General features: G+C 66.3%; 8 protein-coding genes. 5 read left to right on the top strand and 3 right to left on the bottom strand.

The window, feature by feature from the left end; translation table 11 throughout:
* Together LH128_RS20705 and LH128_RS20700 are read right to left on the bottom strand one after the other, a co-directional pair.
* A partial coding sequence (locus LH128_RS20705; protein WP_037520603.1) for a mannose-1-phosphate guanylyltransferase occupies positions 1-825 on the bottom strand: 825 nt, incomplete at its 3' end.
* A gap of 91 nt (positions 826-916) precedes the next feature.
* Entirely contained in the window at positions 917-1,642 is a 726-nt protein-coding gene (locus LH128_RS20700) for a TonB family protein (protein WP_008831639.1), read from the bottom strand.
* A gap of 134 nt (positions 1,643-1,776) precedes the next feature.
* Here LH128_RS20700 and LH128_RS20695 point away from each other — a divergent pair, with 134 nt between their 5' ends.
* Positions 1,777-2,496, top strand: coding sequence for a dienelactone hydrolase family protein (locus LH128_RS20695; protein ID WP_172705128.1), 720 nt, complete (start codon positions 1,777-1,779; stop codon positions 2,494-2,496).
* A gap of 337 nt (positions 2,497-2,833) precedes the next feature.
* The gene (locus LH128_RS20690) at positions 2,834-5,398 is read left to right on the top strand and encodes a TonB-dependent receptor (RefSeq protein ID WP_008831637.1); all 2,565 of its coding nucleotides are present in this window, start codon (positions 2,834-2,836) and stop codon (positions 5,396-5,398) included.
* A gap of 109 nt (positions 5,399-5,507) precedes the next feature.
* Here LH128_RS20690 and LH128_RS20685 read toward each other — a convergent pair whose 3' ends face one another.
* A complete protein-coding gene (locus LH128_RS20685) occupies positions 5,508-6,578 on the bottom strand; it encodes an aminoglycoside phosphotransferase family protein (RefSeq protein ID WP_008831636.1) in 1,071 nt (356 codons plus the stop codon).
* A gap of 117 nt (positions 6,579-6,695) precedes the next feature.
* Between LH128_RS20685 and LH128_RS20680 the strand changes: the two genes are divergently transcribed.
* The 3 genes from LH128_RS20680 to LH128_RS20670 form a co-directional block, all read left to right on the top strand.
* Positions 6,696-7,904: a CaiB/BaiF CoA transferase family protein gene (locus tag LH128_RS20680; RefSeq protein WP_008831635.1), complete on the top strand. Its 1,209-nt coding sequence runs from the start codon at positions 6,696-6,698 to the stop codon at positions 7,902-7,904.
* The gene (locus LH128_RS20675; RefSeq protein WP_008831634.1) at positions 7,904-8,293 is read left to right on the top strand and encodes a Zn-ribbon domain-containing OB-fold protein; all 390 of its coding nucleotides are present in this window, start codon (positions 7,904-7,906) and stop codon (positions 8,291-8,293) included. The genes LH128_RS20680 and LH128_RS20675 overlap by 1 nt, the downstream gene beginning before the upstream one ends.
* Positions 8,290-9,056 (top strand): thiolase family protein (locus LH128_RS20670; protein ID WP_008831633.1); only part of this gene is annotated, 767 nt, incomplete at its 3' end. The genes LH128_RS20675 and LH128_RS20670, both read left to right, overlap by 4 nt.

Genomic DNA, 9,056 nt, shown 5'->3' with positions numbered 1-9,056 from the left:
CAGCGCCTGCCAGTTGCCGATGTCGGACCAGTCCATGTCGGCGGGCACCATCGCCGCGCGGGTGGTGTTCTCCATCACCGCGTAGTCGACAGAGACGCTGGGCACTTCGGCAAAGGTCGCCGCGTCCGGGTGGAAGCGCTGGCCGTCCTCGGCGCCCTTCGCCACCGCCTCGGCCACGCTTGCGGCCACGTCGGGCCGGTGCGCGGTCAGTTCGGCAAGGAAGTCCTTCACCCGGAACGCGAAGATGCCGCCGTTCCAGGCGTAGATCCCTTCGGCAAGGAATGCCTTGGCGCGTTCAAGGTCCGGCTTCTCGACGAACTGCGCAGTGCGGAAACCGCCGTGCTCGGGAATTGCCTCGCCGCGCTTGAGGTAGCCGAAGCCGGTTTCGGGCGCCGTCGCCTCGATGCCGAAGGACACCAGCCAGCCCTGCTGCGCCAACCCCGCCGCAGCGGCTGCGGCGACCGCGAAAGCCTCGGTATTGCCGATGTGGTGATCGCTCGGACACACGAGCATCACCGCGTCCTCGGGCAGGCGGCAGGCAGCGAGCGCGATGGCGGCGGCGGTGTTGCGCGCCGAAGGCTCGACGATCACCTGCGCCCCCTCGACCGCGCCCAATTGCGCCTCGACGTGGGCGAGGTGCTTGTGGCCGGTCACCACGACCGGGGCCGCGAAGCCTCCCGAGCCGGGACAACGGGCCAGCGCCGCTTCGAACAGGGTGCTGTCACCGACCAGCGGCAGGAACGGCTTGGGCATGGCAGCCCGGCTGCGCGGCCACAGGCGCGTGCCGCTGCCACCGCAGAGAATGACGGGAACAAGGATCGACATAGGGTAAAGTTTCGCTCGTCCGGTGACGGATACCAGTTCGATGGTCATAGCCGCCCAATGCTGCAATGCAACGTCGCGCTTGTATACTACGTCAATAAAACCAGCGCTGACGCCAGCGATAAATCGCTTCTACTGTTTTTCCGCCAGTATCTTTTGCCGGGCGAAAGCGAAAACGGCGCATCGCGAGGTCGCAGGTGATGCGATCCGCCACCGGGTCCGGGCTGGGCTGCACGATTCGGCAGGCGGCGACGCGGCCATCGGTTCCTACCCTGAGGTCGATGGTCACCGATGCCCCGACCCGCAAGTCCCGGGTGGCGCGGGGGTAGTCCTTCGCCGAATTGATGTCTCCCGCCACCTTCACCGTCGGCGATGCGCCGCCGCCGGTGCCATCCCCGCCTGCGCCCGCGCCGGTGCCCGAACCGAAGCCCGACGCCCCCGTGCCCTCGCCCTGCGCAGTGGCTCCGGCAGCGTTTTCCGCGCCTTTGCCCGCCACCGGAGGAGCTTGCGCGGGGCGGACGACCACGGGCGTCCTGGGCGCCGGGACCGGGCGCGGGTCCGCCTTGCGACCCGCAGCGGCGGCTGCGCCCTCTTCGCGCGGGGCTGCGCTGCTCGGTGCGGAAGAGGGGACAGGCGCGGGCGGCGACGGAGGTTCGGCCGCAATCGTGAAGGCCCGCGTCACCGATCGCGCCACTTGCGCGGCGAGGTCCGGAGTGAACGCCCGCACCAGCCCGGCAATCACGACGACGTGGATCAGCAGCACGACCGCCGCGATCTTCCAGCGCGGTTTGTGCTCCTGCCGATATCCGCTGCGCATCATCGGCCGGTGATCGCACGGGCGTGCAAGCCGGCGCAACCTTTGACAAAGTCCGGCTTTGACAAGGCCCGGGCCACCAATCATTCCTTTCTGCGACACATCATTCACATATGCGATAATGAGGAGCAGCCATGGCGATGGACGACAGATTCGAACCGGTTGCCTGCAACCACGAAGGGATCGCACTGGAAGGTTTCGTGGCCCGGCCGCAAAGCGACGGCCCCCATGCGGCGGTGCTGATGATCCCGGGAGCCACTGGCCCTGGCCCCAGCTTCGAAGCGGCGGTGCAGGCGGTTGCCAAGGCCGGCTACGTCGCGGTCGCTGCCAGCATGTACGCGCGCGGCGCCGACATCTCGACGCCGCAGGCGGCAGGCCGACACTTCGCCGATCTCATGGAACGGCCAGAAGCCCTGCGCGCGCGCGTCGTCACATGGTTCGAGGCAGTGTGCGCCCTGCCCGGCGTCGATCCCGAGCGGGTCGCAGCGGTGGGCTATTGCTTCGGCGGCAAGTGCGTCCTCGAACTCGCCCGCAGCGGCGCACCGGTCCGGGCGGTTTCGAGCTTTCATGGCCTCCTCGCCACGCATGCACCGGCTGCGCCCGGCACCGTCAGGCCGCACATAGCCATCTGGACCGGCGGCCGCGACCCTTACGTGCCGCGCGCCGACTTCGATGCGGTGCGCGCAGAACTCGATCTGGCCGGTGCGAACTACTCCGCGACCGAGTTCGCACGCGCCCGCCACGCCTTCACCGACCCCGATCACGACGGTATCGCCGAGGGGATAGAATATGACGCGGCGGCACATCGAATTGCCTGGAGCGGCACTCTCGCCCTGCTCGAAGTGATCCTTTCGGCATGATTTGCTGAACAGGTGTTACAATTGCGCCACGCTCTCGGATTAATTCGTATTTTCGATGTATAATTCCCAATTGTGAACTGAATGTCTCACAGTTATCCTTGCAAACAGACGAGGGATTCGTAGTGTTTCCCTCAAGCAAGAAGGTCTGCCGGGCATCGGCACCAGGGAGAGAGAACAGGCGCTGACGGGGGCGTCGATCGCTGGCCGGCCATGCCGGATCCGGACGCTTCCCCATTTCGATTATCCCCAAACTCCCGCGCGGACCGGCAAGAGCCGGCCGTCCCGCAGAACCGTCTGCCGATAACGAGAACAATGTTTCCGGAGGAGAGGAGAAATCATGAGTGCAAGGAATTTCAGGAGCCGGCTCACCAGCAGCGTCGCGGTCCCGGCAATCGCCTTTGCGGGGCTGACGGCGACGCCGCTAATGGCGCAGGGCATCAACCCGGACGAGATCATCGTCACCGCCCGTCGTACCGAAGAACGCCTGCAGGACGTGCCGATCTCGATCACCGTGTTCAGCGGCGACCAGATCCAGAAGCGCAACATCGCGGTCGCCTCCGACCTTGCGGTCTTCACCCCTTCGCTCTCGGTCAACACGCGTTACGGGCCTGAGAAATCGACGTTCTCCATCCGCGGCTTCAACCAGGACGCCTCGACCGCGCCGACCGTGGGCGTATACTTCGCCGACGTCGTGGGCGTGCGCGCGCAGGGTGGCACGGCAGGCGGCAACACCGTCGGCGCGGGCGCTTTCACCGACCTCCAGAACGTGCAGGTGCTGAAAGGCCCGCAAGGCACCCTGCAGGGCCGCAACACCACCGGCGGCGCCGTGCTGCTGGTGCCGGCCAAGCCCACCGACCTGCTCGAAGCCTCGATCGAGGGGACTTACGGCAACTACGACCAGAAGCGCGTCCAGGCGATGTTCAACGCACCGCTGGCCGATACCTTCAAGGTCCGCGTCGCGATCGACCGCAACGAGCGCGACGGCTATATGAAAAACCATTCTGGCGTCGGCCCGAAGGACTTCAACGACGTCAATTACTTCTACGGCCGTCTCAGCGTCGTTGCGGACCTGACCCCGAACCTCGAGAACTACACGATCTTCCACTACAGCCGTTCGGACACCAACGGCTATGCTTCGCACTACGAGTTCTGCGATTCCAACCCCGGCGATCCGCGTCAGATCAACCCGGCGACGATCTCACCCATCAACCCGAACGGCAGCAAGTACAGCATCAGCCGCTACTACACCTCGCTGGCCGCCTGCGACCAGATCGCCCGTCAGACCGCGCGCGGCGACGGCCCTCTCGACGTCGATGTGAGCGATCCCGACCCGCGCATGTTCCTGCGCACCTGGCAGGCGATCAACACGACGACCTGGCAAGCCAGCGACACGATCACGATCAAGAACATCGTCAGTTACGGCGAATACCGCGAGCAGAGCCAGTTCCAGCTCTACAGCGACAACTTCACGGTGCCGGACACGGCGATCACCCGTTATTACGCGGCGCGCAGAGGCCCGCAGATCGGCCAGCCGTTCGACTACATCCAGCTCGGCACCCAGCCCGGCCACGATGCGGCCGCAGAATCCACCACCACCGAGGAACTGCAGATCCAGGGGCGCTCGGCCGACGGCAAGTTCAACTTCGTGGTCGGCGGCTATCTCGAATTCAGCCGGCCGCTCGGCTACAACCAGCAACGTACCGGAATCTACGGCAACTGCGTTGATCCGGGGGTCCTGAACTGCTCGGGCGGCCTGCCACTGTCCGACAGCGCCCCGATCCCGGGCACCATCATCTCGGAATCGCGCACGCAACTGGCGTTCGACAACCACGGTGTCTTCGCGCAAGGCACCTATCGCTTCACGGACCAGCTGGCACTGACCCTTGGCGGGCGCTGGACGTTCGACAAGATCGCGGGCTATTCCGAAAGCAATCGCCGCGTGTTCGCCAGCGTGCCCGGTGTCGGCTACGTGCTTTCGAACTGGGTGTGCAACGACAACCTGAACCATGCGACCGTCAATCTGATCGCCAACGGCGGCGACCTGACGGCATGCGGCACGCGGATCACCGTCAAGTCGAACAAGCCGACGTGGCTGATCGACCTCGACTTCAAGCCGACGCCCGATACCCTGATCTATGCCAAGTACGCGCGCGGCTATCGCCAGGGTACGGTGAACTTCACCAATCCGGGGCTGGAGACCGCCCTTCCCGAGAAAGTCGATGCCTACGAGGTCGGCGCCAAGCTGACATTCCGCGGAGCCCTGCCCGGCTATCTCAACGTCGCCGGGTTCTGGAACGATTTCTCGAACCAGCAGGTATTCGGCGCGCTCATTCCCAAGCCCGAAAGCGGATTGGTCGGCGGCTCGGCGATCATCAACGCGGGTAAATCCGTCATCAGAGGCGTCGAGGTGGATGCAGGCGTGACCCCGTTCCAGGGGCTGCGGCTCTCGGCGGGATATGCCTACCTCGACACCAAGCTCAAGGACCTCGTCACGCCCACGCTCTCGGCGGACAGCCCCTTCCTGCAGATCATCCCGCGCGGGCGGATCGGAGGTCCGCTGACCTACTCGCCCAAGCACAAGCTGACGCTCTCGGGCGATTACTCGGTTCCGCTGGGCGACAACATCGGTGAGCTGAACTTCGGGGTGGTCTTCACGTATACGGCCAGACAGTTCGTCGATGGGAACCTGCAGATCCCCGGCTACAGCCTGCTGAACCTCAATGCCGGCATCACCGACGTGGGCGGCTCGGGCTTCGACGTGGTCGTCTTCGCGCAGAACGTCACCAACAAGCACTATCGCACCACGTCGGGCGGCGGCTACGATTCTTCGGGTATCGGCGACTTCATGTACGGCCCGCCGCGCATGTACGGGGTGCGCCTCAAGTACGCCTTCGGGCGCTGATCTTGCACGACACGAACCCCGCGCTACCGAGTGCGCGGGGTTTCGTTACGGCCCTTCGCGGCCGGACCTTGGGCCACGCCGTCGCCGGCGTGGCCCTTTTCATGGGAAGCTAGGCGGCGCCCAGCAATCCGAAGCTGTCGTGCCGCATCACCGCCTTGCCGAGCCGATCGACGAATTGGACAATGATCGGTGGATCGACGCGGCGGGTGATCGACCATAGGTAATAGCCGTAGGTCACGCCTTCACGGTACTGCATCCAGGCGTCCGCTTCGGACGGCATGTCCATTCCGTGCCCGCGCATCATCGAGAGGTACTCGCCCAGCAGGCGGCGCTCCTCGACCTCGGCCACTTCGGTCGGCAGCACCGCGTTCAGGTGATAGGCCACGTCGAGCGCCCAGCCCCCGCGCTGGAGCAGTTGCCAGTCGATCACGCCCATGCCCTCGGGCGTACGGAAGACGTTGCCCGCATGGGCGTCGCCATGGATCATGAACTGCGGCCGCCCGCCGTCGCGCGCGGCGAGTTCCCTGATCGCCGCCGCAAGATTGGCGGCGCTGCGCACGCGGGGCGATAGGTTGTCGCCGCGCGGTCCGTCGAGCAGGTCTTGCAAGGCCTCGGGCGTGACGTAGCTCATCTTCGCTAGGTCCGCCGCGCGCGGGCGAATCCAGTCGGCGCCATCGAGGAAATCGCTGCGCGCATGGAGCAGGGCGAGTTGCTTCAGGCTCTCCAGCGCGTCGTCCGCCGTGAAGGGATCGAGCGCCGAGCAGAACCGCGCGCCATCGACGATGAGGTCGCGCATGATCGTCACGGCCTGCTGCGCCTCGCGGTCGATCACGGTGGCGACGCAATCGGGCACACGCACGGCGATCACGGGCGCGACCTTGTTGTAGAAGTCCGACTCGAGCACGCAGGTCGGCCCGCCGCGCGCGGTCATCGCGTCCACGTCGAGCAGGCCCTTGAGACAGAACCCCAGCCGCTCGCCGTCTTCGAAGGTGACGGCGAAGCGCACTTTGGTGGCGACGTTGCGGATCACTTCGACCTGTTCGACCTGCGCGATGGCGCGCCCGGCCGCGATTTTGCCCAGCGCTCCCGCCAGCCACTGCGGATCGAGCGCCTGTTCCAGCGTCGCCGGAACCGTGACTTGCGGCTGCGCCGGGCGCGGCCTTTCGAGGACTTGAGACATGCCTTTTCCCTTTCCCGATATCTATTCCTTCGGCTTGACCTAATTCGCCATTTCGGTCCATCCTTCGCAATATAGAATTTCATCGGTCAAGCGATGGTAACAGAACGGGAGAGGCCGATGGGCAAGCCGCTGGAAGGCATCAAGGTCGTGGAAGTCGCGATGTGGGCCTTCGTGCCGGCTTGCGGCGGGATGCTGGCGGACCTTGGCGCCGACGTGATCAAGATCGAGCCGCCGACCGGCGATCCGCTGCGGGGGCTTTCGATCGGCGGTCTTGGCGGCGGGAAAATCGACTATTCGTGGGAGAGCTACAACCGGGGCAAGCGCTCGGTGACGCTCGATCTCAAGCAGGCGGCCGGGCGCGCGGTGCTGGACCGGTTGCTGGAGGACGCCGACGTGTTCCTCACCAATCTGCTGCCCCCGGCGCGGCGGACGATGCGGATCGACGAGGAGACGATCCGGGCGGAGTATCCTGGCCTTATATACGCCAGCGGCAGCGCGCTCGGCCCCAATGGCCCCGACCATGAGAAAGGCGGCTACGATGCCATCACCTTCTGGGCGCGCGGGGGCATCTCGTCCTCGCTGACCGAGCCCGAGGCGCCGCATCCGGTAGGTCCGCCGGGACCGGCATTCGGCGATACGATATCGGGCGCGATGCTGTCGGGCGCGATCTGCGCCGCCATCGCCAAGCGGGCGCTGACCGGCGAGGCTTCGGCTGTGGACGTCTCGCTGCTGGGCACCGCCCTGTGGTCGATGCAGCGCTACGTCTGCCAGGCGACGGCGGACGGGGTGCAGAAGTTCCCCAAGCCGCCCGCCGACAAGCCCAACAACGTGCTCGTCAGCAACTACCGCACGGCCGACGGGCGTTTCCTCGCGCTCTGCATGCTGCAGGCCGACAAGTACTGGGCGCCCTTCTGCGAAGCCGCCGGACGGCCCGACCTCGCCGCCGACCCGCGCTTCGCCGACGCCGCCGCACGCAAGGCGAACATCGATGCCTGCTATGCCGAAGTGAAGGCGCTGTTCGCCGGCAAGACGCTCGCCGAATGGAAGGTGATCCTCTCGCGCCAGTCGGGCCAGTGGGACGTCGTGCAGGACGTCGGCGAAATGAAGGACGATCCGCAGGCGCAGGCCAACGGCTACCTCAAGCGCGTGGACTACGGCGACGGCACGCAGATCCCGATGATCGGCCTGCCGATGGTGTTCGACGGCACGCCGCTGTCCTCCACCCGCTCGCCCGACCTCGGGGCGCACAGCGACGCGGTGCTGGAGAGCCTGGGCTACTCCGAGGACGAGATCATCGACCTCAAGGTGCAGGGTGTGGTGTTCTGATGCGCAAGCTGCCGAAGCTGGAGCCGGAAACCGCCTTCTACTGGACTTGCGGAGCGGACGGGCGCTTGCGCATCCAGCGCTGCGGACAATGCGGAACCTACCAGCACCCGCCCTTCCCGCGCTGCTCGGGTTGCGGCAGCGAGGCCGTCGCCCCCGCGCCGGTTTCCGGCAAGGGCCGCCTCGCCAGCTACACGGTGAACCATGAGGCGTGGGTGCCGGGGCTGGACGTGCCCTTCGTGTTCGGCGTCGTCGAGCTGGCGGAGCAGGCACAGCTTTACGTCTTCACCAATGTCCTTGGGAAAGAGGTGCGCATCGGCATGCCGCTGACGGTCGAGTTCGAGCACCACGACGATGTCTGGCTGCCGATGTTCCGGGAGGACAGGGAATGACCCTCCTCCCCGAAAAGCAGGTGTGCATCACCGGCGCCGCGCAGTCCGAGGTCGGCCGTCCCTCCCCCCGCACCGCGCTGCAACTGACCGCCGACTCCTGCCTCGCCGCCATTGCCGACGCGGGGCTCTCTCCCTCGGACATCGACGGGATCGCCACATATCCCGGCAAGAGCAGCGAAGGCGGCGGGATCGCGCCCGTCAGCCCCTCCGAAGCGGCCGCCGTGCTCGGCATCGAGCCGCGCTGGATTCTCGCCTCCGCCGAGGGGTTCAGCCACATGGCGCCGATCTTCAACGCGGTGACCGCGATCGCCTGCGGCCTCGCCCGTCATGTCGTGGTGTTCCGCAGCGTCGCGCAGGCGCAGGCACGGCTGGTGTCGCGCGCATCCACGCTGATGTCCGGCGCGCGTGACCGGGTGGACGGCAACAACGCCTGGACGGTGCCCTACAACGCGCTTTCGCCGATCAACACTTTCGCGCTCTACGCGCAGGCCTATTTCGACAAGTACGGCGCCGACGAAGCGCAACTGGGCGCCATCGCCGTCAACAACCGCGCCAACGCCGCGCACAATCCCAACGCGATATACCGCAAGCCGCTCAGCCTCGACGACTATCTTGCGGCGCGGGTGATCTCCTCGCCGCTGAGGCTGTTCGACTGCGACAGCCATATCGACGGCTCGACCGCGATCGTCCTGTCGCACCGGGATGCGGCGAAGGACTTGCGCAATCCGCCGCTCCATATCGAGGCGATGGGCATGGCCGTGGG

Source organism: Sphingomonas sp. LH128, from assembly GCF_000293195.2.
GTDB lineage: Bacteria > Pseudomonadota > Alphaproteobacteria > Sphingomonadales > Sphingomonadaceae > Novosphingobium > Novosphingobium resinovorum_A.
This window is presented reverse-complemented; position numbering and strand designations above follow the sequence as displayed.

What these genes read in the sequence shown, in the direction of transcription:
- LH128_RS20700 (WP_008831639.1), bottom strand. Translation starts at nt 1,642, where the DNA reads ATGATGCGCAGCGGATATCGGCAGGAGCACAAACCGCGCTGGAAGATC.
- LH128_RS20695 (WP_172705128.1), top strand. Translation starts at nt 1,777, where the DNA reads ATGGACGACAGATTCGAACCGGTTGCCTGCAACCACGAAGGGATCGCA.
- LH128_RS20690 (WP_008831637.1), top strand. Translation starts at nt 2,834, where the DNA reads ATGAGTGCAAGGAATTTCAGGAGCCGGCTCACCAGCAGCGTCGCGGTC.
- LH128_RS20685 (WP_008831636.1), bottom strand. Translation starts at nt 6,578, where the DNA reads ATGTCTCAAGTCCTCGAAAGGCCGCGCCCGGCGCAGCCGCAAGTCACG.
- LH128_RS20680 (WP_008831635.1), top strand. Translation starts at nt 6,696, where the DNA reads ATGGGCAAGCCGCTGGAAGGCATCAAGGTCGTGGAAGTCGCGATGTGG.
- LH128_RS20675 (WP_008831634.1), top strand. Translation starts at nt 7,904, where the DNA reads ATGCGCAAGCTGCCGAAGCTGGAGCCGGAAACCGCCTTCTACTGGACT.